This window comes from Pelomonas dachongensis (genome assembly GCF_043555865.1).
Taxonomy (GTDB): domain Bacteria; phylum Pseudomonadota; class Gammaproteobacteria; order Burkholderiales; family Burkholderiaceae_C; genus Pelomonas; species Pelomonas dachongensis.
The window spans coordinates 183,285-207,110 of sequence record NZ_JBIGHY010000005.1; the positions used below are offsets into that span (position 1 = coordinate 183,285).

Here is a 23,826-nt window from a genome sequence, read left to right on the forward strand (position 1 = left end):
CTACTCCCGGAATCCGTTGCAATGCCGCCGCCACGCCGGTGGCTTCCACAAATGGGCCAGGCGCAGGCCCCACGTCTTCTCGGCGGCCATGTCGCGGAACATCGCACGCCACTCGTGCGCGTTCAGCCAGAATAGGTTGTGCGTCGGAAACGGGTGCTCCAGCCCGTAGTCCACGGGCTCGCGCTCGGGCTCGAAGCTGCCGAACAGCCGGTCGAACACGATCAGCGTGCCACCGAAGTTCTTGTCGATGTACTGCGGGTTGCGGCCATGGTGCGCTCGGTGGTGCGAAGGCGTGTTGAAGACGAACTCGAACCACGCCGGCAAGCGCCCCACCCACGTGGTGTGCACGAAGAACTGGTAGCCCAGGTTCAGCGACAGCGCGAACAACACCCAGCGCGGCTCGAAGCCCAGCCACACGGCCGGCAGGTAGAACAGCCAGTTGCCGGCCAGCGGATAGAACCAACTCTGCCGCAGCGCGGTACCGAAGTTCATCTTCTCGGAGCCGTGGTGCACCACGTGCGCACACCAGAACCAGCGGATGCGGTGGCTCGCGCGGTGGAACCCGTAGTAGAGCAATTCCACGAACAGGAACAGGCCGACGAAGCGCCACACCGTCATGTCGAGCGTGAACAGGCGGTGGTCGTGGACCCACCCCATCGCCGGCAGCACGAACAGCGCGAGCGCGAGCAGGTCGGCGACCAGATAGCTGCCGCCGCTGTTCATGCTGTCGAAGGTATCGCGGAAGTCGAACACGCCGGCGCGGCGGAACCGCCAGGCCTCCATCGCGATGAACACGCCGAACAGCGGCGACAGCATCACCAGCGTCAGATCGCGCCAGTCAAAATGGCGTTGGTAAAGGTCGAGCAGCGCGTCCATGGTCGCGATGTTGATACGGAACGCCACGGATTTCTTGACGGCAAACCCCGCGTTTTTGACGGATCGTGCCACGGCTGGGGTGATCCCGCACGGGAGCGCCCCAGGAGCTGCGGGATGATCCCGCGACCATGGACGACACCCGTGTTGCCGCCAGCTATGTGCGCCTGCTCTTTGAGCACATGGCCGCCGTGGGCCGCGCCGGCGCGTTGGGCACGTCGCCGGCCGCGGGCGAGGACTTCGTCGCGCTGAAGCGCTGGCAGGCGCTGCTGGCACAGGCCCGCGATTTGGACTCCGGCCCCCCCGCGACCTTCCCGCTGCGCCTGGCGCGCGGCATCGCGCCGCGCCACTTCGGCGTCGTGGGCTTTGCAGCGCTGGCCTGCGGCACGCTGGGCGAGGCCTTGCAGCGGCTGGAGCGCCACCACCGCGCGGTCTACGACGTGAACCCCGCGCACATGCGGATGTACGAGCAGGGCCTGAGCATCGAATGGGGCGTGGAGCGCGGCCGGCCCGGCGCGCTGGTCGACGAGACCGCCATCGCCAGCCTCGTGCAGCTGACGCGCGACATGACCGGCCGGCCGCTGCGACCGCTGGCGGTGGACTTCGTCAACGCATGTCCGGCGGACACACGGCCCTACGAAGACTTCTTCGGCGCGCCGGTGCGCTTCGGGCAGCCCGGCACGCGGCTGCTTCTGGCGTTGCAAGATCTGGCCCTGCCGCTGCGCGGTGCCGACGCCGACCTGCTGGCGCTGCTGGACGCGCAGGCCGAGCAGTTGCTGCAGCAGGTGGCCGGGGTGGATGGCCCGCTGGCCGCCTGGCGGCAGGCGCTGGTGGGGCTGATCCGCAGCGGTCGCACGTCGCTACCCGAGCTGGCCGCAAGCCTGCAGATGAGCCCACGCAGCCTGCAGCGCCGCCTGGCCGCACAGGGGCACGGCTTCCAGGCCCTGCTGTCCGACACGCGCCGCCAGCTCGCCGAGGCCTACCTGCGCGATCCGCACGTCGAGCTGGCCGAGGTGGCGCTGCTGCTGGGCTACTCCGAGCAAAGCGCTTTCACGCGCGCCTTCCGGCAGTGGACGGGCCAAGCGCCGCTGCAGTGGCGCCGGCAGCACCCGCGATGACGCCCGCACCGCCGCACGTCGTCGCCGACGGTCGCCCGGCGGAGGGTCGCCATGCCGGGCGCATCGCCCGCATCGATTGGGCACCGCTGCGCCCGCGCGCCGGCTGGCTGTGGCGGCGGCTGCATCACAAGCGCTGGCATTACGTGGGCCTGGCGCATGAGCAGGTGTTCATCGGGGTGGCCATCGTGGACGTCGGTTGGACCGCCACCGCCTTCGCCTACCTGTTCGATCGCCGCGAGCGCCGGCTGCTGGCGGACTGGAGCCAGGACGGCCTGCCGAGCCTGCAGGCGGGCGTGTCGGATGAGCCGCTGGCCGGCGCGCATACCTGGTTCCACGGCCCGGGTGCGCGGCTGAGGCTGCAGCACCAGGCCGGCGACACGCTGGCGCTGACGGTGCACTCCCGCGCACTGCGCCTGGAGGCCAATCTGGCGCTGGGGGCGATGGCGCCGCCGCTGCTGGCCATCGGCCGCGTGGACGGCGGCCTGGCACACGCCACGCAGAAGACCAGCGCGCTGCCCGTGCACGGCTGGGCTGAGGCGCAGGGGCGCCGCTTCGCGCTGGACGGCGGGTGGGCAGCGGTTGACGCGTCCAATGGCCTGCTGGCCCGCGACACCGCCTGGCTCTGGGCCAGCGCCCACGGACCCGGCGTGGGCTTCAACCTGCAGCAGGGCTACTTCGGCGAGCAGGAAAACGTGTTGTGGCTGGATGGCCGGCCCGTGGCCTTGGGCGCCGCGCGCTTCGTGTTCGACGCTGCGCAGCCGCTGCAGCCCTGGCGCGTCAGCACCGACGATGGGCTGCTGGACCTGGTGTTCACACCCGAGGGCGCCCGCACGCAGGACCGCGACCTGGGCTTCGCCGCCAGCCACTACGTGCAGCCCATTGGCAGCTTCACGGGCCAGGTAAGGGCGGCGGCCGATGCGCCGCCCCGGGCCGTGGTGGCGCTGGCGGGCGTCACGGAGGACCATCGCTCACGCTGGTGAACGGCTTTACAGTGCTTCGCAGCGCGCCCCCCGCCCGATGCAACACGCTCCCAGCAACCCCGGACTCCTCGCCGCCGGCATCGCCCTGACGCTGCTGGCGGTGGCCGGCCATACCTGGCTGCCACTGCAGGAACTGGACCTGACGCACCCGGGCGTGGCCAGCAATGCGTTCCTGATCGGCGAGCAGCAGGCCGCCGACGGCGCGACCCCTCCGGTGCGCTGGGTGAATGCCGAACGCCACCACTGGCACTGCGACTACCGCAGCATTGAAGGCCGCCAAGGCTGCGGCCTGACCTTCATGCTGGGCGACACCGAGCAGGGCCGCGGCATCGACCTGCGCAGCTACTCGACGCTGCGCATGGACCTCGTGCTGAACGGCGGTGCGCCGCTGGTGCGCGTGGCCATGCGCAACTTCGACCCGCGGTTCTCGAAGCTGGAGGATGGCAACAGCGCGCGCATGCAGTCGGTGCAGCTGCGCCCGCGCGACGTCGCTCGGCCGGTGCAACTGAACCTGAGCGAGCTGACCGTGCCCGAATGGTGGGTGCAGCAATTCGACCTGCCGCGCGAGTACAACCAGCCCAGTCGCGAGAACGTCACGGCGTTCACGGTCGACATCCCCGGCGACATCAGCGGCCAGCCGCAAGACCTGGAGTTGCGCAGCCTGGTGCTGCAGGGCGAATGGATCAGCCGCGATCAGCTCTACCTGGCCATCCTGAGCGCGTGGCTGCTGGGGGCCAGCGCACTGGCAACGCGGCGCTGGCGCGAGCTCCGCCAGCGCGCACGGCAGCAGCAGCGGGAGATAGACGCGCTGACCACCCGCACCCGCCAACTGCGCCTGGAGCAGGAGGGGCTGCGCCGCCTAGCCACCATCGACGAGCTGACCGGCGTGCTGAACCGCCGCGGCCTCGAAGCCGCAATCGACGACCTTGAGGCCCAGGCCGAACCGCTGGGCCTAGTGCTGCTGGACATCGACCACTTCAAGGCCGTCAACGACCACTGGGGCCATGCGGCTGGCGACGAGGTGCTGCGCCGCGTGGCGGCCATCGTCGCGGCCAGCCTGCGCAGCGCCGACGTCATCGGTCGCTGGGGCGGCGAGGAGTTCGTCATCGTCTGCCGCTGCCGCCACATCGACGAGGCGGCGGCGCTGGCCGAGAAGCTGCGCGTTGCCATCGTGGCCGCCGACGTGGATGCCAAGGGCCGCTTCGGCGTCACTGCCAGCTTCGGAGTGACGCTGGTGCCGCCCGGCACGCCGACACGGCGCGCATTCCGGCGCGCCGACGCAGCGCTCTACCGCGCCAAGGCCGGTGGGAGGGACCGCGTGGAACTGAGCATTGCGGGGCAGGACGCGGCGACGACCCGCTGAAGCCAACGCCCGCCCCAGGGCTCAGTGCACGACGCGCCCGAAGCTGAACTCGCTACCCTCGACGTCGAGCGGGATGACATCCTTGGGGCCGAACTTGCCTTCAAGTATCAGCCGGGACAGCGGATTCTCCACACGCTGCTGGATGGCCCGCTTCAGCGGCCGCGCACCAAACACCGGGTCGAAGCCGACCTTGGCCAGCTCGTCCAGCGCGGCCTCGGACACGTCCAGCTTCATCTCCAGCTTGTCCAGGCGCGCCTCCAGTTGGCGCAGCTGAATCTTCGCGATGGACTTGATGTGCTCGGCGCCCAGCGCATGGAAGATGACAGTCTCATCGATGCGGTTCAGGAACTCGGGCCGGAAGTGGCCCTTGACCTCGCCCCACACCGCCTCGCGGATGACGTCGTCGCCCTGCCCCGCCAGCGCCATGATGTGCTGCGAGCCGAGGTTGGACGTCATCACGATGACGGTGTTCTTGAAGTCCACCGTGCGGCCCTGGCCGTCGGTCAGCCGGCCATCATCCAGCACCTGCAGCAGCACGTTGAACACGTCCGGGTGGGCTTTCTCCACCTCGTCGAGCAACAGCACGGAGTACGGCTTGCGCCGCACGGCCTCGGTCAGCGTACCGCCTTCCTCGTAGCCGACGTAGCCCGGAGGCGCGCCGATCAGGCGGCTCACCGAGTGCTTCTCCATGAACTCGCTCATATCGATGCGCACCATGTGGTCTTCGCTGTCGAACAGGAAGCCGGCGAGCGCCTTGCACAGCTCGGTCTTGCCCACGCCCGTGGGGCCGAGGAACAGGAAGCTACCCAGCGGCCGGTTCGGGTCGGACAGGCCGGCGCGCGAGCGGCGGATGGCGTCGGAGACGGCCTGGATGGCCTCCTCCTGGCCCACCACGCGCTCGTGCAGCTTGCCTTCCATCTGCAGCAACTTCTCGCGCTCGCCCTGCATCAGCTTGGACACCGGAATGCCCGTGGCACGCGCCACGACCTCGGCGATCTCCTCGGCGCCCACCAGCGTGCGCAGCAGGCGCGGCTTGCTGGAGGCGCCGGCACTGGCCTCCTTGTCCTGTGCCTCCTTCAGCTGCTTCTCCAGCTTGGGCAGGCGGTCGTACTGCAGCTCGGCGAGCTTGTTGAAGTCGCCCTTGCGCTTAAGTTCCTCGATCTGCTGCTTGATGCGGTCGATCTCTTCCTTGACGTGGGCCGAACCCTGGGCCTGCGCCTTCTCGGCAGTCCAGATCTCTTCCAGATCCTCGTACTCGCGCTGCAGCTTCAGCAGCTCCTCCTCGATGAGCGCAAAGCGCTTCTGCGAGCCTTCGTCCTTTTCCTTGCGCACGGCCTCGCGCTCGATCTTCAGCTGGATCATGCGGCGGTCCAGCCGGTCCATGGCCTCGGGCTTGGAGTCGATCTCGATCTTGATCTTGGCTGCCGCCTCGTCGATAAGGTCGATGGCCTTGTCGGGCAGGAAGCGGTCGGTGATGTAGCGGTGGCTCAGTTCAGCCGCGGCGATGATGGCCGGGTCGGTGATCTCCACGCCGTGGTGCACCTCGTACTTCTCCTGCAGCCCGCGCAGAATGGCGATGGTGGCCTCAACGCTGGGCTCGTCGACCAGTACCTTCTGGAAGCGGCGCTCCAGCGCGGCGTCCTTCTCGACGTACTTGCGGTACTCGTCCAGCGTCGTCGCGCCGATGCAGTGCAGCTCGCCGCGCGCCAGCGCCGGCTTGAGCATGTTGCCGGCGTCGATGGAGCCCTCGGACTTGCCGGCGCCCACCATCGTGTGGATCTCGTCGATGAACAGGATCGTCTGGCCTTCGTCCTGGGCCACTTCCTTCAGCACGCCCTTCAGCCGTTCCTCGAAGTCGCCGCGGTACTTGGCACCGGCCAGCAGCAAGGCCATGTCCAGCACCAGCACGCGCTTGTTCTTCAGCGAGTCGGGCACCTCGCCATTGACGATGCGCTGCGCCAGGCCTTCGACGATGGCCGTCTTGCCCACGCCCGGCTCGCCGATCAGCACCGGGTTGTTCTTGCTGCGGCGCTGCAGCACCTGGATGGTCCGGCGGATCTCCTCATCGCGGCCGATGACCGGATCCAACTTGCCGAGTCTGGCACGCTCGGTCAGGTCCAGCGTGTATTTCTTGAGCGCCTCGCGCTGGCCTTCCGCCTCGGCCGAGTCGACCTTCTGGCCGCCGCGCACGGCCTCGATGGCAGCTTCCAGCGACTTGCGCGTAAGCCCGTGGCCGCGCACGACACCCGCCAGGTCGGTCTTGGCATCGCTGAGCGCCAGCAGGAACATCTCGCTGGCGATGAACTGGTCGCCGCGTTTACCGGCCTCCTTCTCGGCAGCCTGCAGCAGCGACACCAGGTCGCGCCCCGCCTGCACGGTCTGGCCCGAGCCGCTGACCTGCGGCAGGCCGGCGACGAGGCCGTCCAGCGCCGTCTTCAGCCCGGCCACCTTGACGCCGGCGCGCTCCAGCAGCGCACGCGGGCCGTCGTCCTGCGCCAGCATGGCGGCGAGAACATGGACGGGCTCGATGTAAGGGTTGTCGCGGGCAATGGCCAGGCTCTGGGCCTCGCCGAGGGCTTCCTGGAAACGAGTGGTGAACTTGTCGGCACGCATGAGATAAATCCTCCGGTTGCGAAGCCAAGTGGGCGCCAGGCGGCGCTTTTCAAGTTGCGCTAAATCAAGGCTTGCACCAACTTCATGCCCAGCCAGGCGGCCAGCAGCGAACCCAGCACATGCGCCAGCGTGTGGGCCAGCGCCATGCCCAGCTCGCCGTGCTTCAGCAGCGCCAGCGACTCGCCGGAAAAGGCCGAGAACGTTGTCAGCCCGCCGAGAAAGCCGGTCACCAGCAGCAGCTTCAGCAAGTCGTTGGGTTGTCGGCCGAACCACTCCAACGCCATACCGATCAGAAATCCGCCCACCAGGTTGACCAAGAGCGTGCCCAGAGGAAACCCGGCCCAGCGCGTGTTGAACAGCACGCCCGCCTGCCAGCGTGTCAGCGCACCCAGCGCCGCGCCTATCGAGACCGCCAAGGCATTCAAGACGCGTTGCTCCCGGCAATGCCCCAGCGGGCCAGCGCCGCGTCGTCCGACACCCGAGCGTCCACCCACTGCGCGCCGCCGGCCGTGTGTTCTTTCTTCCAGAACGGTGCCTGCGTCTTCAGGTAATCCATCAGGAACTCGCAGGCCTGAAAGGCGGCGCCGCGGTGGGCGCTGCTGACGAGCACGGCGACGATCTGCTCCTGCGCCTGCAGCACACCCACGCGGTGGATGACCTTGGCAGCCCGAATGTCAAAACGTGCCAACGCCGCGTCCATCATCGCCTCGATGGCGGCCTCAGTCATGCCCGGGTAGTGCTCCAGCTCCATGCATGACACGGCAGCGCTACTGCCCAGCTCGCGCACAGTCCCCACGAACGCCACCACGGCGCCCACGCCCCCATCCCCTGACCTCAGGGCGGCGGCTTCGACACCCAGGTCGAAGTCCTGCGTCTGGATGCAAACTCTTGCCATGGCACGGATTCTCGCCCCGACCGGCGGTGAGATTCACCTGTTTGGGGGGCGGACCGCGGCGTGCGGGCCGCATACTGGCCGCCATTTCTGTTCAAGAACCAAAGCGAGACCCAGACATGGCTCTGATGGATTTCATCAAGAAACAGTTCATCGACGTCATCCAGTGGACGGAAGACGGCGATGGCACGCTGTCGTGGCGTTTTCCCATGGCCGGCATGGAAATCCAGAACGGCGGCCAGCTCGTCGTGCGCGAATCCCAGCTCGCCGTCTTCGTCAATGAAGGCCAGGTGGCCGACGTGTTCGGCCCCGGCACGCACCGCCTCACCACGCAGACGCTGCCGGTGCTGACCTACCTGAAGAACTGGGACAAGCTGTTCGAGTCGCCCTTCAAGAGCGATGTCTATTTCTTCAGCACGCGCCAGCAGATCGACCAGCGCTGGGGCACCAGCCAGCCGGTGGCCATCCGCGACAAGGACTTCGGCGCGGTGCGCCTGCGCGCGTTCGGCAACTACGCCTACCGCGTGGCCGATCCCAAGGTCTTCCACAGCCAGATCTCCGGCACGCGCGAGCGCTACACGGTGGCCGATCTGGAAGGCCAGCTGCGCGGCCTGATGCTGCAGCACATCAGCGACGCGGTGGCCGGCAGCGGCACGCCCTTCCTGGATCTGGCCGCCAACCAGGTCGAGTTCGCCGGCGCGCTGAAGGAAGCCACGGCACCCTCGTTCGCCGCACTGGGGCTGGAGCTGATCTCGGTGACGATGCAGAACGTGTCGCTGCCCGAGGAGCTGCAGAAGATCCTGGACCAGCGCATCGGCATGGGCATCATTGGTCAGAACATGGGCCAGTTCATGCAGTACCAGGCGGCTCAGGCGCTGCCGGAGATGGCCAAGGGCGCGGCCAACGGCGGCAGCGGCATTGCTGGCGAGGCCATCGGCCTGGGTGCCGGCGTGGCACTGGGCCAGACGCTGGCGCAGACGCTGGGCCAGGGCCTGGCCGGCGTAGGCGCAGCCGCCCCGGCGCCGGCGGCCAGCAAGCCCGAGGACATTGTCTCGCTGCTGGAAAAGCTCGGTGACCTCAAGGCCAAGGGCATCCTGACCGACGAGGAATTCGCCGCCAAAAAAGCGGACCTCCTGAAGAAGCTTGGCTGACCAGACGCCCGCCGCTCAGCGGCGCTGGCGTGCGGCCTGCCCCAACTGCGGCGCGCCGGTCGAGTTCGCCAGTGCGGCATCGTCCACGGCGGTCTGCGCCTTCTGCCGCAGCACGCTGCTGCGCGACGGTGACACGCTCGCCCGCATCGGCCAGAGCGCCGAGATCTTCGACGACTACTCGCCCCTGCAGCTGGGCAGCACCGGCCGCTGGATGGGCCAGGGCTTTGCCGTCGTGGGGCGGGTTCAGCGCGGCTCGGAGCTGGGCAACTGGAACGAGTGGCATCTGCTGTTCGACGCAAGCGGTGACACGCCCCGCGTCGCCTGGCTCAGCGAGGACAACGGCCAGTTCGTCCTCAGCCTGGAAGCGCCACTCACCGACACACCCCCCAGCGACCCGCAGGTCGGCCTGCCGCTGACGCTGGCGGGCCAGCGCTGGCAGGTCGCTGCCATTGTCGAAGCCACCGTGCGCGCCGCCGAGGGCGAGCTGCCGCGCGTGCCGCGCACGGGTCGCGTCGTGGAACTGCGAAACGAGCGCGACGAGGTCGGTTCGCTGGAGGTCCGCGAGGACGGCCCGCCGGTCTGGTCCATTGGCCGCGGCGTGCAGCTGGCCGAGCTGGCGCTGCAAGGCCTGCGCAGCACGGCCGAGGGCGATTCGGTCGCCGAAGCTAGGTTCAAGGGCCGGTCCATCGCCTGCCCCAGCTGCGGCTCGCCGCTGGCACCCAAATTGGCGCAGACCCAGAGCATGGTCTGCGGGCAATGCCATGCGGTGGTCGATCTGCCCGAAGGCGACGCCACTGCGCTGGGCTTCACCGCCCAGTCGCCAGGGAACCCGCCGCTGATCCCGCTGGGCCGCACCGGCACGCTGGCGGTCGATGGTGACAAGCCGCAGCCCTGGCAGGTCGTCGGCTACCAGGAACGCTGCGACATCCCGGAGGACGCCGAGGACGAGCAGAGCTTCTGGCGCGAATACCTGCTGTTCAACCGCCTGGCCGGCTTCGCCTTCCTCGTCGACACGCAGGAAGGCTGGAGCTTGGTGCGCACGCTGACCGGGGCGCCCACCACCCAGCGCGGCAGCGCGACCTGGCAGGGCCGCGCCCACGGCGAACGCTGGACCTACCAGGCCAAGACCACCTACGTGCTGGGCGAGTTCTACTGGCCCGTGCGTCTGGACGACCGCGTTCGCGTGACCGACTACGCCAGCCGCGACGGACAGTTCCTGCTGAGCCGCGAACAGCAAGGCCAGGAAGTCACCTGGAGCGCCGGGCGCACGCTGACTGCGGCGGACGTGCAGAAGGCTTTCGGCCTGAGCGCGCCAGCGGCGACCTTCACGCGCGACGCCTCGGCCTTCAAGAACACCGGCGGCAAGCTGCTGGTCTACATCGTCGTGGGCCTGTTCCTGATGGTGATCCTGGGCACGCTGATGCGCGCCTGCGCCAGCGACGACTGCCAGCAGTACAAGAACAGCTTCGGCGAGAACAGCAACGAATACCGCCAATGCCGCACGCGTTCCAGCGGCAGCGGCGTCTACATCCCCAGTGGCGGCAGCTACGGCGGCTACAGCAGCGGTGGCGGCAGCCACAAATAAGACGATTCCCAAGGAGTTCGCACCATGACCCTCGACTGGCTCAAGCCCGAAGTCATCCTCGGCACGACGATGTACGCCGTCATCGGCGTCGTCATCTTCTGGGTCTGTTTCATCATCGTGGACAAGATCACCCCCTACAAGCTGTGGGAGGAACTGGTCGAGCACAAAAATCTGGCGCTGGCCATCGTCGTCGGGGCGATGTGCATCTCCATCGGCAACATCGTGGCCGCAGCCATCCATGGCTGAACGCCGGCCCGGCGCGGGTGACGCCTATTGACAAGCAGTGGCTCGGGCCCGGCGTCGTTCTGCCCGACACTCGCGGTCCGCTGAACGACTGCCAAGGCAAGCCATGAGCTTTTCCCTCCGCGGCCTCATCCCGGCCCTGCTCCTCGCCGCCGCCCTGCCGGCCTCGGCCGCCGACGCGCCGCCCGACGTCGCCGTGTTCGTTGCCTCGCTGGACCTCATGGCCGGCAAGATCACGGCCGCCACCAACATCACGCCCGGCAAGGGCAGCAACTTCCAGCCGGCATTCACGCCGGACGGCGCGGCGGTGGTCTACACCTCGGGTCGCACGGGCTCGAACAACATCTACCGCCACGACCTCGCCACCGGCGCCACCACGGCCGTCACGGCAACCACCGAGAACCTCTACTCGCCCACGCCGCTTGCCGACGGCAGCGGCTTCTCGGCCATCCGCGTCATCACCGCCGACCCGGCCTACGGCATCGAAATGAACGAGCCCTCGCTGTGGCGCTTCGGCTGGGACGGCAAGCCCGTCGCGCCGGTAGTGACCACCAAGCGCATCGGCTATCACGCGTGGGTCGATCCGGACCTGATCGCCGCCTTCATCGTCGACGATGTGCCGCAGCGCAACGCGCACCGCGCCGTGCTCATCGACCGCAAGACGGGCCAGCAGACGCTGCTGACCGACAAGCCGGGCCGCTCGCTGGCCCGCACGGCGGACGCCAGGCGCGCGATGTTCGTGGAGCAGTCTGACGCCAACCGCTGGGTCATCGCGGCCCAGGGCCCCAGCGACGCCAAGCCGCAGGCGCTGGTCGAGACTCCGCCGCTGCTCAAGGGCGACGGGCCTGCCAACCGCCCGCAGTACTTCGTCGCGCTGCCCGACGGCTCCGTGCTGATGGCACGCGGCCACCTGTTCTTGCGCTGGAACGGCAAGGTCGGCAGCGACTTCCAATCCTTCGCCGATCTGCCCGAACTGAATGGCGCCGTGCGCAACATCGCGGCCAGCGCCGACGGCAAGCGGCTGGCGTTCTCAGTCACGCTGAACCCGCCCCGGCCCTGATGACCACCGAGCCCCAGGCCGCCCCCATCTCCCGCGTCTCTGCTGCCGAAGCGCTGCTGCTCGCCAGCGTCTTCTTCATCGCCGCCTGCGGCCTGGTCTACGAGCTGGCGGCCGGCGCACTCGCCAGCTACCTGCTGGGCGACTCGGTGCTGCAGTTCTCCACCGTCATCGGCGTCTACCTGTTCGCGATGGGGCTGGGCTCGTGGCTGTCGCGCTTCGTCGAGCGCCAGCTGGTGGGCGTGTTCCTGCAGGTGGAGCTGCTGGTGGGCGTCATCGGCGGGCTGATGCCGGCCGCGCTGTTCACCGTGCACAGCCTGCTGCCACCAGGCGCTGCCACGCCATTTCGCGTGCTGCTGTACGGGCTGGTACTGCTGGTGGGCACGCTGGTGGGGCTGGAGATCCCGCTGGTCATGCGTATCCTGAAACGCCACTTCAGCGCACGCTACGGGCTGAAGGACCTGGTGTCGCAGGTGCTGACCTTCGACTACCTCGGCGCGCTGTTGGTGGCGCTGGCCTTCCCGCTGGTGCTGGTGCCGCACCTCGGCCTGGTGCGCACGGGTGTGGTATTCGGGCTGCTGAACGTGGCCGTGGCCATCTGGGCGCTGTGGCTGTTCCGCGCCGAGGTGCGCGCCCGGGCCGCGATGGTGAGTGCCTGCGCGCTGTCCGCCGGCCTGCTGCTGGCCGCACTGCTGGGCGCCGATCGGCTGACCACGTGGGCCGAGGACCGCTTCTACGGCGAGAGCATCGTCTTCAAGCAAAGCAGCGCCTACCAGCGCATCGTCGTCACCGACGGCCGCGCCGGCACCCGGTTGTTCCTGAACGGCAACCTGCAGTTCCACTCCAAGGACGAATACCGCTATCACGAGGCGCTGGTACAGCCCGCGATGGCGGCGCACGGGGCGCCGAAGCGCGTGCTGGTGCTGGGCGGCGGCGACGGCATGGCCGTGCGTGAGATCCTGAAGTACCCGGGCGTCGAGCAGGTCACGCTGGTGGAATTGGACCCGCTGATGACCACGCTGTTCCGCAACAACGAGAAGCTCGCCGCGCTGAACGGTCACGCACTCTCGTCACCGAAGCTGCGCACCATCAACGCCGACGCGTTCGGCTGGCTGGAGCAGCAATCAGAGACCTTCGACGTCATCGTCATCGACTTTCCCGACCCCTCCAACTTCGCCATCGGCAAGCTCTACACGGCCAGCTTCTACGAGTTCGTGGACAAGCACTTGAGCGCAGGCGGCTACGCGGTCGTGCAGACCACCTCGCCGCTGATCGCGCGGCGCAGCTTCTGGACCGTGGTGACCACCATCGAGTCGGTCGGGCTGACGGCCACGCCCTACCACGCCCATGTGCCGAGCTTCGGCGAATGGGGCTTCGTGCTGGCCTCACGCCGGCCGTTGCGCCTGCCGACGCAGTTCCCGCCCGGGCTGCGCTTCATGACGGCGCAGACGCTGCCGACGCTGCTGAACTTTCCGCCGGACATGGCACGCGTGCCCACCGAGGTGAACCGGCTAAGCAACCAGGTGCTGGTGCAGGAGTTTGAGGCGGAGTGGGGCAAGGTGCATTGATGCCGAGGCGGCGCGAGGTGCTGCTTGCCGGCCTGGCCACCGCTGGCTGCACGGCCGATGCGCCACCGCTGCAGGGCGGCTGGGCCGGCGCGCATCCCGAGCGCGGCCACCGGCTGCGGGGCGAACTGCCGCAGGCCGACGGCCCGCTGCGCAAGGCCGATGTGCTCATCGTGGGCGCCGGCATCGCCGGGCTGGCCTGCGCTCGTGAACTTGCCAAGCGCGGCGTGACTGACGTCGCGCTGCTGGACCTGGAAGACCAGGCCGGCGGCAACAGCCGCAGCCATGTCGTCGCCGGCTCGCGCTGTCCGCTGGGCGCGCACTACCTGCCCATTCCCGGCACTGCAGCGCGCGAGGTCAATGAGCTGCTGCACGGGCTGGGCCTGGCCCGCTCGCACCTGGGCCGCACCGAGTGGGACGAGCGGCACCTGTGCCACAGCCCGCAGGAGCGGCTGTTCATTGACGGCGAATGGCATGAAGGCCTGCTACCCCCCGCCGAGGACGACGCCACGCGCGAGCAGTACCGCCGCTTCGCCGCGCTGGTGGCCCGGGCCCAGCGAGAGGCCGGCTTTGCGATGCCGACGCGGCGCGCGCGCTGGAGCGCCGTGCATGCCGCACTCGACGCGCAGACCTTCGCCGTATGGCTGGACCGATCGGGACTCACCAACAACCGGCTGCGCTGGTATCTCGACTACTGCTGTCGCGACGATTTCGGCGCGGACGCCGCGGGCGTGTCCGCCTGGGCCGGCCTGCACTACTTCGCCAGCCGCCACGGCTTCCACGCACCGGGTGACGAGACGGCCGAGCGCGAGCCGGTGTTGACTTGGCCCGAGGGCAACGCCTGGCTCAGCGAACGCCTGGCCGCGCCGCTGCGCGACCGCACGCACCTGGGCCGCAGCGTGCTGCGCGTGACCGAGCACAAGCACGGCGTCGAGCTGCTGGCCTGGAACGAGGCCGCCAGTGCCGCCGAGCGATGGCAGGCACAGTCCGTCGTGATGGCCACACCGCTGTTCATCGCCGCCCGCGTGCTGGCCGCGCCGCCCGATGCGCTGCGGCAGGCCGCGGGCCAGATCCGCTACGCGCCCTGGCTGACCGCCAACGTCCTGCTGCGCGAGCCGCTGCTGATCCGCCCCGGGCTGCCCGCCGCCTGGGACAGCGTGCGCTACGGCACGGCGGCGCTGGGCTATGTGGATGCACGCCACCAGTCCATCGACCCGACGCCCAGGCCGCCGCTGCTGACGGCCTATCTGGCCTTGCCAACGTCGCAGCGCAGCGAGCTGCTGACGCAGCCCTGGCAACACTGGGCCCGCGTCGTCACCGACGAGCTGGCGCAAACGCACCCGGACCTGCCGGGCAAGGTCGAACGCGCCGACCTGTGCCGCTTCGGTCATGCGATGAGCATCCCGGTGCAGGGCCTGCGCGGCTCGGCGGCGCTGACCGCGCTGAATGAAGCGCGCGGCCGTGTCGTCTTCGCGCACAGCGACCTGGCGGGCTACTCGGTGTTCGAGGAAGCCTACACGGCCGGCGTCGAGGCGGCGGCTCGGCTCAGGCTCTGACGGTTGACCGAGGTCGGGGCAAACGCGGCGATCAGCGTGGCCATCAGCGATTCGGCCTTGGCACTGTTGTCGGCGCCGTAGTTGCAGACATAGACGTCCAGCGTCACGCCGCCCAGTTCGGGCCAGGTGTGGATGGCCAGATGCGACTCGGCCAGCAACACGACGCCGGTAATGCCGTTCTGCTCGTCGGCGGGGCCGAAGCGGTGGAAGAGTTCGGCGACACCGCTGAGGCCCGAGGCGACGACGGCGTCGCGACACAACGTCGCAAGCGCATCGGAATCGCGCATCAGCGCCAACGTCGGCTCGACGCCGCTCAGGTCGGCCGTGAAGTGCAGGCCGTTCATCCGCCGGTGACGGGCGGGAAGAAAGCCAGTTCGTCACCGTCTGCCAACACGGCAGACTCGGCGCACATCTTCTGGTTCAACGCCGAGCGCACCGCACGGCCCGGCGCGAGCGACTCGGCATGCACGCCGCCGCGCGAGCGCAGCGCCTCTCGCGCCGCCGCCACGGTGCTGCCTGCGGACAAGTCCAGCGACTCGCCTTCACCGAGCTTCTCGCGCAAAGAAGCGAAGAACTTCAGGCGGACCGTGATCGTCATGACAGCAGCTCCGCGAACGGGATGAAGCGCACGATATCGCCCGCCCTGAAAGACTGGCCTGGCGGGTTGTCCAGAAGGCCGTCGGCCCAGAAGGCCGAAGTCAGCACGCCACTGCTCTGGTTGCCGAACAAGGCCAGGCCGCCGTCGTCGTCCAGCCGCACGCGCAGGAACTCGCGGCGCTTGTCGGGTTTGGGCCAGTCGAAGCCTGCCGCGATGCGGCAGGCGCGCGGCGCCAGCCTCCCTGCGCCCTGCAGCTTCAACAGCGCAGGCCGCACCAGCACCTGGAAGGTGACGAGGCTGGACACCGGGTTGCCGGGCAGGCCGATAAAGTGGGCATCGCCGACCCTGCCATACGCGAATGGCTTGCCCGGCTTGATGGCGATGGCCCACAAGTCCAGCCTGCCTTCGGCCTGCACGGCCGGGCGCAGGTGGTCTTCCTCGCCGACGGACACGCCGCCCGAGGTCAGGATGACGTCGGCCTTCGCGGCCGCCTCGCGCAGCGCGGCACGGGTCGAGTCGAGCCTGTCGGGCACGATGCCGAGGTCCACCACCTCGCAGCCCAGGCCTTCGAGCAAGGCGCGCAGCGTGAAGCGGTTGGAGTTGTAGATAGCGCCGGGCGGCAGCGGCTCACCAGGCATGACCAGCTCATCGCCGGTCGAGAATAGAGCGACACGCGGGCGGCGCGAGACGGTCAGCTGCGCGGCACCGGCGGTCGCCGCGAGGCCCAGCGCGACCGCGTCCAGCCGCGCACCGGCGGGCAGCACGACGGCGCCGGCGCGAACATCCTCGCCGCGCAGCCGCACGTTGGCGCCGGCGCTGAGGGGCTGCGTCACGCGCAACTGGCCGTCCACCAGTTCGGTGTGTTCCTGCATGACGACGGTGTCCGCGCCGGGCGGCACTTGCGCGCCGGTGAAGATGCGTGCGGCCTCGCCGGCGCGGAGCGGCGTGGGCACGCTGCCGGCCGGGATGCGCTGCGTCACGGGCAGCGTCAACGCGGCATCGGCAAAGTGCAGCGCGTAGCCGTCCATCGCCGAGTTGTCGGCGGGCGGCACGTCGACGGGCGAGACCAGGTCCGCCGCAAGCACGCGGCCACGCGCGTCGGCAGTCGCCAGCGTCTCGGTGCCCGCCAACGGCGTGATCTGCGCAAGCAGCGCCGCCAGCGCGTCGTCCAGCGGAATCAGCGGCTTGCGGGGCGCGTCAGACATGGGCGCGGATGTAAGCCTTCACCTGGGCCACGTCGACGGACATGACCTGGACCCGCTTGGGCAGGTTCTCGATGCCTTCCAGCGCGGCCGGTCGCGGCGGCTCGGTGCCCAGCGCCTCCACGATGGTGCCGGCGAACTTGGCCGGCAGTGCTGTCTCAAGCACCAGCATGGTCGTGCCCGGCTCGTGCTTCTCCAGCGCCACCTTGAGGCCATCGGCCGTGTGCGGATCGATGACGATGCCATGCTCGGCGTGGCAGCGGCGGATGGTGGCAACGCGGTCGGCATGCGTGCTGCGGCCCGACGTGAAGCCGAAGCCCGCGATGTCCGCATGCTCGCTGGCGGCCAACTCGAACTGCGGCGCCGTGAAATGCGCCTTCACACGTGCGCCGTCGCGGCCCAGCAGGTCGAACACGAAACGCTCGAAGTTGCTGGCCTTGGAGATGTCCATGGACGGGCTCGACGTTTCGTGCGTGTCGGCCGTGCCGCGCGGGCGGTAGTTGCCGGTGCGAAAGAACTCGTCGAGCACGTCGTTCTCGTTGGTCGCGACGACGAGCTTCGCAATGGGCAGGCCCATCTGGCGCGCCACATGGCCGGCGCAGACGTTGCCGAAGTTGCCCGACGGCACGGTGAAGCTGACCTTCTGGTCGTTGGTCTTCGTCGCCTGGAAGTAGCCGGCGAAATAATAGACGACCTGCGCCAGCAGGCGCGCCCAGTTGATGCTGTTCACCGTGCCAATGCGGTGCTCGCGCTTGAAGGCGAGGTCGTTGGACACGGCCTTGACGATGTCCTGCGCGTCGTCGAACACACCGTCAATCGCGATGTTGTGGATGTTGGCATCCTGCAGGCTGAACATCTGCGCCTGCTGGAACGGGCTCATGCGGCCATTGGGGCTCAGCATGAAGACGTTGACACCTTTCTTGCCGCGCATCGCGTATTCGGCCGCGCTGCCCGTGTCGCCGGACGTCGCGCCCAGGATGTTCAGCGTCTCGCCCCGGCGGCCGAGTTCGTACTCGAACAAGGCGCCCAGCAGCTGCATGGCCATGTCCTTGAAGGCCAGCGTCGGTCCGTTGGACAGGCCTTGCAGCGCGATGCTCTCGCCCAGCCATGTCAGCGGCGTGATGGCTTGCGTGCCGAAGACTTCAGCCGTGTAGACGCGACGCGTGATCCCGTGCAGGTCGTCGGCGGGAATGTCGTCGATGTACAGCGACAGGATCTCGAACGCCAGGTCCGCATAGGCCAGGCCGCGCCAACGCGTCAACGTGGCGGCATCGACCTGCGGATAGGTCTTGGGCAGATACAGGCCGCCATCGGGCGCCAGGCCTTCGAGCAGAATGTCGGAGAAGCCGCGTTCGGTCTGGTCACCGCGGGTGCTGATGTACTTCATGTCGGTTCCTGGCTCAGGCCAGTTCTTCCTTGCGCAGCTTCACAATGGGGGCAAGGACCGTGGGCAGCCCCTGCATCTTGGCCAGCGCCTCGTTCATGCGGCCTTCGACGGTGTCGTGCGTCAGGATGATGAGGTCGGTCTGGCGCTCGCCGTCGGCCGACTCGCGCTGCAGCACGGCGTCGATGGAGATGTCATGCTCGGCCAGGATGGTGGTGATGCGCGACAGCACCCCGGCCTGGTCGGCGACGACCAGACGCAGGTAGAACGCGGTGTTCACGTCGGCCATAGGCAGCACCGGCGTGTCGCTCATCGCATCGGGCTGGAAGGCCAGGTGGGGCACGCGGTGGTCGGGGTCGGCCGTGGCCAGGCGCGTCACGTCCACCAGGTCGGCCACGACGGCCGACGCGGTGGGCTCAGCGCCGGCGCCCTTGCCGTAGTACAGCGTCGTGCCGACGGCGTCGGCCTGCACCACGACCGCGTTCATCGCGCCTTCGACGTTGGCGATCAGACGGGTCGACGGGATCAGCGTCGGGTGCACCCGCAGCTCGAAGCCGTTATCACGACGGCGAGTGATGCCCAGCAGCTTGATGCGGTAGCCCAGCTGCTCGGCGTACTTGATGTCGGTGGCTTGCAGCGCGGAGATGCCTTCCACGTGCGCCTTGTCGAACTGCACCGGCACGCCGAAGGCGATGGCGCTCATGATGGTCAGCTTGTGGGCCGCGTCCACGCCTTCGATGTCGAAGGTGGGGTCGCTCTCGGCGTAGCCCAGACGCTGGGCTTCCTTCAGCACGGTGGCGAAGTCCAGGCCCTTGCCGCGCATCTCCGACAGGATGAAGTTCGTCGTGCCGTTGATGATGCCGGCGATCCACTCGATGCGGTTGGCCGTCAGGCCTTCGCGCAGCGCCTTGATGATGGGAATGCCACCTGCCACCGCGGCCTCGAACGCGACAACGACACCCTTTTCGCGCGCGGCCTCGAAGATTTCCGTGCCATGCAGCGCCAGCAGCGCCTTGTTGGCCGTGACGACATGCTTGCCATTGGCAATCGCCTGCAGCACCAGCGTGCGTGCCGGCTCGATGCCGCCGATCAGCTCGACGACGATGTCGATGGCCGGATCGTTGACGAGCTGCTGAGCGTCGCCCGTGCAGGGCACACCGTCGCCGACGACGGCCTGGTAGGCCTTGGCGCGCTCGGCATTGCGGGCTGCGACCATCGCGATCTCGATGCCCCGGCCGGCGCGGCCGCGAATCTCGGTCTGGTTGCGCTGCAGAACGTTGAAGGTGCCGGCACCGACGGTGCCGAGGCCGATCAGGCCAACTTGGATCGCTTTCATCGCAGGAACCTTAATCAGTTTGGGACAGGGCTACTCGCTTAGCTCGATCGGTCTGTCCCACAAATCAAACAACTTCGGAAATCAGGAAGAGTGACGGCGGCGATAGCCACCCAAGAAACGTTCGATGCGGCCGATGGCCTCGCGCAGGTCGTCCACGTTGGGCAGGAAGACCAAGCGGAAGTGGTCATGCTCGGGCCAGTTGAAGCCGGTGCCCTGGACGATCAGCACCTTCTCGTCGGCCAGCAGCTCGTAGGCGAACTGCTGATCGTCGGCGATGGGATACATCTGCGGGTCCAGCCGCGGGAACATGTAGAGCGCGGCCTTCGGCTTGACGACACTGACGCCCGGGATCTGCGTCAGCAGCTCGTAGGCCAGATCACGCTGGCGGCACAGGCGGCCAGTGGGCGCGACAAGGTCGTCGATGCTCTGGTAGCCGCCCAGCGCCGTCTGGATGGCCAGCTGACCGGGCGTGTTGGAACACAGCCGCAGCGAGGCCAGCATGTTCAGGCCCTCGATGTAGTCGCGGGCGTGGCGCTTCTCGCCACTGACGACCATCCAGCCGGCGCGGTAACCACAGCTGCGGTAGTTCTTGGACAGGCCGTTGAAAGTGATGAACAGCACATCGTCGGCCAGCGACGCCATCGCCGTGTGCACGTTGCCGTCGTACAGCGTCTTGTCGTAGATCTCGTCGGCAAAGATGACGAGCTGGTGGCGCCGGGCCAGCTCGATGATGCCCAGCAGCAGGTCGTTCGGGTACAGCGCGCCGGTCGGGTTGTTCGGGTTGCAGACCATGATGCCGCGGGTGCGATCGGTGATCTTGCTCTCGATGTCGGCCAGGTCGGGCAGCCAGCCGGCGCCCTCGTCGCAGCGGTAATGCACCGGGCGCCCCCCGGACAGGCCCACGACCGCTGTGTACAGCGGAAAGTCCGGCGCCGGGATCAGGATCTCGTCGCCATCGTTGACCAGCGCGTTGATCGACATCTGGATCAGCTCGGAGGCGCCGTTGCCCAGGTAAACATCGTCCACCGTGACGCCCTTGACGCCCTTTTGCTGCATGTAGTGCACGACCGCCTTGCGCGGCGCGAACAGGCCCTTGCTGTCGGTGTAGCCGCCGGCGTCGCCGAGGTTGCGGATCATGTCCTGCACGATCTCGTCAGGCGGCGTCAGGCCGAACACCGCCGTGTTGCCGATGTTCAGCTTGATGATCTTCTGGCCCTCCTCCTCCATCTGCCGGGCCTTGTCCAGCACCGGGCCACGGATGTCGTAGCTGACGCTGGCGAGCTTGCTGGACTTGGCAATGGGCTTCAAATGGGGCTCCGGCGCAGCGTCTGCTGCAGTGCAAAAGAAGGGGTTCGAAGTTTAAAGGGGCGGGCACGCGGCCTGCCGTTCTGGGCGACACTCGCGCCCGGCCTTTCCGCCCCTGTTTTCCGATGAAGTTCCAGCTCGACGAGCCGCAAGGCGGCAACAGCATCTCCCGCCATGACACCCAGGGCGTCTGGGTCAATGGAGAGCCTCACACGGCCAGCCTGCTGGTGCCGTGGAAGGGCGAAGTGGTCGCCTGGCGTCCTTCGCGCTTCGAGGAACTTGAGCCCGCGCATTTCGAAGCAATTAAGCTGCTGAAGCCGGAGTTGGTCGTCTTCGGCAGCGGGGCAAAACTGCGTTTTCCGAATCCGGCGCTGTGGCGCGGGCTGGTAGAAGCGCGCATTGGCTTCGAGGTGATGGACATCGCCGCTGCGTGCCGCACCTACAACGTGCTGGCCAGCGAAGGCCGCAACGTTCTGGCGGCCTTGCTCATCGAACGGTGAGTCTTCCCGTGCCGGGAGATCGGTCCCGGCGTTGCGAGGCTTTATAATCACTGGCTATTGCCTGCGGGCGCCCGCGTGAATTGCTGCACAAACAGCGATCACGAACCGGAGACCCCGCGAGCACAACTTGCCGCACCCCCCAATGACGCCTGCGCTCAACAAACCCCTGCCGGAAATTGAGGCTCAAGCCACCGGCGGCGTGAAGTTCACCGGCAATGCCTTTCTGGGCAAGTCGGTCGTGCTGTACTTCTACCCGAAGGACAACACGCCCGGTTGTACCACTGAGGCGATGCAATTCCGCGACCGCCACAAGGACTTCGTGAAAGCTGGCGCGGTCGTGTTCGGTGTTTCCCGCGACAACATGGCCTCGCATGACAAGTTCAAGCAGGCGCTGGAGCTGCCGTTCGAGCTGATCGCCGACACGGAAGAGAAGCTTTGCCACATGTTTGGCGTGGTCAAGAACAAGATCATGTATGGCAAGAAGGTCAAGGGCATCGAGCGCTCCACCTTCCTGATCGCCCCGAATGGCATCCTGGTCGGCGAATGGCGCGGCATCAAGGTCGCCGGCCATGTCGACGAGGTGTTGAAGGCCGTCAAAGAGCTGAAGAAGGAAGCCGCCTGAAAGCGTCCGCACGCGTTGTTCTCTGACATCGGGGGCACCCGCAGCATGTGCATAATCGACGCATGCCCCGGGTCCAAACCTTGTCTCAGACTGAAGAAGCCGCACTCATCCTGTGCGGCTTTTTGCTTTCTGGCACCTGGATTGCGTGGGGTTCACTTCCGCCGCTCTAGCCGTACATGCCACTGCCCAAGCCTCCTGCACAACGCGCCAGCCGCCTCGAAGCCACCGCCTACTCGGCCAACCTGACCCCCAGCAAGCCACGCGCGACACCGCCGACGGTCGCGCCCGCCCTCCTTCCCGCAGCCGCCGCGGCAACCCCGGCCGCGCCGCCCACGGCGGAAGTGTTGCGGCTCCCCACGCCTACCGCCCCCGCCGCGGCCACCAAGCCGGGCCTGCCCGTCAAGGCCGCCAGCAAGGCGCGGGCAAAGACCGCCACCGCGCCCAAGCGCACACGCAAGCCTGCCAGCGAGCCCAAGCTCTTCGTGCTCGACACCAACGTGCTGATGCACGACCCGATGTCGTTGTTCCGCTTCGAGGAGCACGACGTCTACCTGCCGATGATCACGCTGGAAGAGCTGGACGGGCACAAGAAGGGCATGACGGAAGTCGCCCGCAACGTGCGCCAGGTCAGCCGCGAGCTGGACCAGCTCGCAGCCGGCTTGAAGACCAGCAGCCTCGAAGAGATGGGCAAGGGTCTGCCGCTCGCCGGCACCGGGCACCGCGAGGCTGAGGGCAAGCTGTTCTTCCAGACCGAACTGATCGACGCCCCGCTGCCGCAGGGCCTGCCGCAAGGCAAGGCCGACAACCAGATCCTGGGCGTCGTGCAGGCGCTGAAGAACCGCCACCCGGGCCGTGACGTGGTGCTGGTGTCCAAGGACATCAACATGCGCATCAAGGCCCGCGCCTTGGGCCTGCCTGCCGAGGACTACCGCAACGACAAGACGCTGGAGGACTCGGACCTGCTTTACACCGGCGTCCAGGCCCTGCCTGCGGACTTCTGGGAGCGCCACGGCAAGACCATGGAGAGCTGGCAGCAGGGCAACACCACCTTCTATCGCATCAGCGGCCCGTTGGTGCCCACGCTGCTGATCAACGAGTTGGTCTACCTGGAAGCGCCGGGCGCGACGCCGCTGTATGCCAAGGTCACCGAGATCACCGGCAAGACCGCCGTGCTGCGCACGCTGAAGGACTACGGCAACCAAAAGCATTCCGTGTGGGGCGTCACGTCGCGCAACCGCGAACAGAACTTCGCGCTGAACCTGCTGATGGATCCGGAGTGCGACTTCATCACGCTGACCGGCACAGCCGGCACCGGCAAGACGCTGATGACGCTGGCCGCCGCACTGGCGCAGGTGTTCGACGATCGCCGCTACAGCGAGATCATCGTGACCCGCGTCACCGTACCCGTGGGCGAGGACATCGGCTTCCTGCCCGGCACCGAGGAAGAAAAGATGGGCCCGTGGATGGGCGCGCTGGACGACAACCTCGAAGTGCTGGCCAAGGGCGGCTCCACCGCCGGCGAATGGGGCCGCGCGGCCACCAATGACCTGGTGCGCAGCAAGATCAAGATCAAGAGCCTGAACTTCATGCGCGGGCGCACCTTCCTGAACAAGTTCGTCATCATCGACGAGGCTCAGAACCTGACGCCCAAGCAGATGAAGACGCTGATCACGCGCGCCGGTCCCGGCACCAAGATTGTCTGCCTGGGCAACCTCGCGCAGATCGACACGCCCTACCTGACCGAAGGCAGCTCGGGCCTCACGTTCGCGGTGGATCGCTTCAAAGGCTGGGCCCACAGCGGCCACGTGACACTGGCGCGCGGCGAGCGCTCGCGGCTGGCCGATTTCGCGTCCGAGGTGCTCTGACGCACCGCCCGAAGGGGC

Annotated in this window: 22 protein-coding genes; 12 read left to right on the top strand and 10 right to left on the bottom strand. The window is 68.0% G+C overall.

All coding sequences use genetic code 11. The features are described from left to right. The gene (locus tag ACG02S_RS15100; RefSeq protein ID WP_394471293.1) at positions 1–903 is read right to left on the bottom strand and encodes a sterol desaturase family protein; all 903 of its coding nucleotides are present in this window, start codon (positions 901–903) and stop codon (positions 1–3) included. Between the two features lie 101 nt (positions 904–1,004). Between ACG02S_RS15100 and ACG02S_RS15105 the strand changes: the two genes are divergently transcribed. From ACG02S_RS15105 to ACG02S_RS15115, 3 genes are read left to right on the top strand one after another with little or no spacing between them, the layout of a single operon-like run. After that, positions 1,005–1,991 carry an AraC family transcriptional regulator gene (locus ACG02S_RS15105; protein WP_394471294.1) on the top strand — a complete coding sequence of 329 codons (987 nt, stop codon included), beginning with the start codon at positions 1,005–1,007 and terminating at the stop codon, positions 1,989–1,991. After that, a complete protein-coding gene (locus ACG02S_RS15110; protein ID WP_394471295.1) occupies positions 1,988–2,971 on the top strand; it encodes a DUF2804 domain-containing protein in 984 nt (327 codons plus the stop codon). The genes ACG02S_RS15105 and ACG02S_RS15110 overlap by 4 nt, the downstream gene beginning before the upstream one ends. A gap of 37 nt (positions 2,972–3,008) precedes the next feature. Then, positions 3,009–4,334, top strand: a complete 1,326-nt coding sequence (locus ACG02S_RS15115) for a GGDEF domain-containing protein (protein ID WP_394471296.1) — start codon at positions 3,009–3,011, stop codon at positions 4,332–4,334. A 21-nt stretch (positions 4,335–4,355) separates the two neighbouring features. On the opposite strand, the gene clpB is transcribed toward ACG02S_RS15115, so the two are convergent. The 3 genes from clpB to ACG02S_RS15130 are packed head-to-tail and all read right to left on the bottom strand — an operon-like array spanning position 4,356 to position 7,842. Further along, entirely contained in the window at positions 4,356–6,947 is a 2,592-nt protein-coding gene (gene clpB / locus ACG02S_RS15120) for an ATP-dependent chaperone ClpB (RefSeq protein ID WP_394471297.1), read from the bottom strand. Positions 6,948–7,006: 59 nt separating this feature from the next. Continuing rightward, positions 7,007–7,372, bottom strand: coding sequence for a fluoride efflux transporter CrcB (gene crcB, locus ACG02S_RS15125; protein WP_394471298.1), 366 nt, complete (start codon positions 7,370–7,372; stop codon positions 7,007–7,009). After that, positions 7,369–7,842, bottom strand: a complete 474-nt coding sequence (locus ACG02S_RS15130; protein ID WP_394471299.1) for a molybdenum cofactor biosynthesis protein MoaE — start codon at positions 7,840–7,842, stop codon at positions 7,369–7,371. Before ACG02S_RS15130 ends, crcB begins: the two co-directional genes overlap by 4 nt. A gap of 116 nt (positions 7,843–7,958) precedes the next feature. Here ACG02S_RS15130 and ACG02S_RS15135 point away from each other — a divergent pair, with 116 nt between their 5' ends. From ACG02S_RS15135 to ACG02S_RS15160, 6 genes are all read left to right on the top strand, one after another. After that, positions 7,959–8,990, top strand: coding sequence for an SPFH domain-containing protein (locus tag ACG02S_RS15135; RefSeq protein WP_394471300.1), 1,032 nt, complete (start codon positions 7,959–7,961; stop codon positions 8,988–8,990). Beyond that, positions 8,983–10,575 carry a DUF4178 domain-containing protein gene (locus ACG02S_RS15140; RefSeq protein WP_394471301.1) on the top strand — a complete coding sequence of 531 codons (1,593 nt, stop codon included), beginning with the start codon at positions 8,983–8,985 and terminating at the stop codon, positions 10,573–10,575. Before ACG02S_RS15135 ends, ACG02S_RS15140 begins: the two co-directional genes overlap by 8 nt. 24 nt (positions 10,576–10,599) lie before the next feature. Further along, the gene (locus ACG02S_RS15145; RefSeq protein ID WP_310324983.1) at positions 10,600–10,821 is read left to right on the top strand and encodes a DUF350 domain-containing protein; all 222 of its coding nucleotides are present in this window, start codon (positions 10,600–10,602) and stop codon (positions 10,819–10,821) included. Positions 10,822–10,924: 103 nt separating this feature from the next. Then, positions 10,925–11,878: a TolB family protein gene (locus ACG02S_RS15150; protein ID WP_394471302.1), complete on the top strand. Its 954-nt coding sequence runs from the start codon at positions 10,925–10,927 to the stop codon at positions 11,876–11,878. Beyond that, the gene (locus ACG02S_RS15155; RefSeq protein WP_394471303.1) at positions 11,878–13,443 is read left to right on the top strand and encodes a polyamine aminopropyltransferase; all 1,566 of its coding nucleotides are present in this window, start codon (positions 11,878–11,880) and stop codon (positions 13,441–13,443) included. Before ACG02S_RS15150 ends, ACG02S_RS15155 begins: the two co-directional genes overlap by 1 nt. Then, positions 13,443–14,996, top strand: a complete 1,554-nt coding sequence (locus ACG02S_RS15160; RefSeq protein WP_394471304.1) for a flavin monoamine oxidase family protein — start codon at positions 13,443–13,445, stop codon at positions 14,994–14,996. The genes ACG02S_RS15155 and ACG02S_RS15160 overlap by 1 nt, the downstream gene beginning before the upstream one ends. Here ACG02S_RS15160 and speD read toward each other — a convergent pair. The 6 genes from speD to ACG02S_RS15190 all read right to left on the bottom strand — a co-directional run bounded on the left by speD (position 14,954) and on the right by ACG02S_RS15190 (position 20,824). Further along, entirely contained in the window at positions 14,954–15,340 is a 387-nt protein-coding gene (speD, locus tag ACG02S_RS15165) for an adenosylmethionine decarboxylase (protein WP_394471305.1), read from the bottom strand. The genes ACG02S_RS15160 and speD overlap by 43 nt on opposite strands. After that, a complete protein-coding gene (locus tag ACG02S_RS15170) occupies positions 15,337–15,594 on the bottom strand; it encodes a MoaD/ThiS family protein (RefSeq protein WP_394471306.1) in 258 nt (85 codons plus the stop codon). Before ACG02S_RS15170 ends, speD begins: the two co-directional genes overlap by 4 nt. Beyond that, complete coding sequence (locus ACG02S_RS15175) at positions 15,591–16,799, bottom strand: molybdopterin molybdotransferase MoeA (protein ID WP_394471307.1); 1,209 nt, start codon at positions 16,797–16,799, stop codon at positions 15,591–15,593. Before ACG02S_RS15175 ends, ACG02S_RS15170 begins: the two co-directional genes overlap by 4 nt. After that, on the bottom strand, positions 16,792–18,183 hold the full coding sequence (thrC, locus tag ACG02S_RS15180) for a threonine synthase (protein ID WP_394471308.1): 1,392 nt from the start codon (positions 18,181–18,183) through the stop codon (positions 16,792–16,794). The genes ACG02S_RS15175 and thrC overlap by 8 nt, the downstream gene beginning before the upstream one ends. 13 nt (positions 18,184–18,196) lie before the next feature. Further along, the gene (locus tag ACG02S_RS15185) at positions 18,197–19,516 is read right to left on the bottom strand and encodes a homoserine dehydrogenase (RefSeq protein ID WP_394471309.1); all 1,320 of its coding nucleotides are present in this window, start codon (positions 19,514–19,516) and stop codon (positions 18,197–18,199) included. Between the two features lie 81 nt (positions 19,517–19,597). After that, on the bottom strand, positions 19,598–20,824 hold the full coding sequence (locus ACG02S_RS15190) for a pyridoxal phosphate-dependent aminotransferase (RefSeq protein ID WP_394471310.1): 1,227 nt from the start codon (positions 20,822–20,824) through the stop codon (positions 19,598–19,600). A 122-nt stretch (positions 20,825–20,946) separates the two neighbouring features. On the opposite strand from ACG02S_RS15190, the gene ACG02S_RS15195 reads away from it, so the two are divergent. The 3 genes from ACG02S_RS15195 to ACG02S_RS15205 all read left to right on the top strand — a co-directional run bounded on the left by ACG02S_RS15195 (position 20,947) and on the right by ACG02S_RS15205 (position 23,808). After that, positions 20,947–21,321 carry an Mth938-like domain-containing protein gene (locus tag ACG02S_RS15195; protein WP_394471311.1) on the top strand — a complete coding sequence of 125 codons (375 nt, stop codon included), beginning with the start codon at positions 20,947–20,949 and terminating at the stop codon, positions 21,319–21,321. A gap of 142 nt (positions 21,322–21,463) precedes the next feature. Continuing rightward, entirely contained in the window at positions 21,464–21,943 is a 480-nt protein-coding gene (locus ACG02S_RS15200) for a peroxiredoxin (protein ID WP_394471312.1), read from the top strand. 176 nt (positions 21,944–22,119) lie between these two features. Then, positions 22,120–23,808 (top strand): PhoH family protein, encoded by a 1,689-nt coding sequence (locus ACG02S_RS15205; protein WP_394471313.1) that lies wholly within the window; start codon positions 22,120–22,122, stop codon positions 23,806–23,808. The last annotated feature ends 18 nt before the right edge of the window (positions 23,809–23,826 follow it).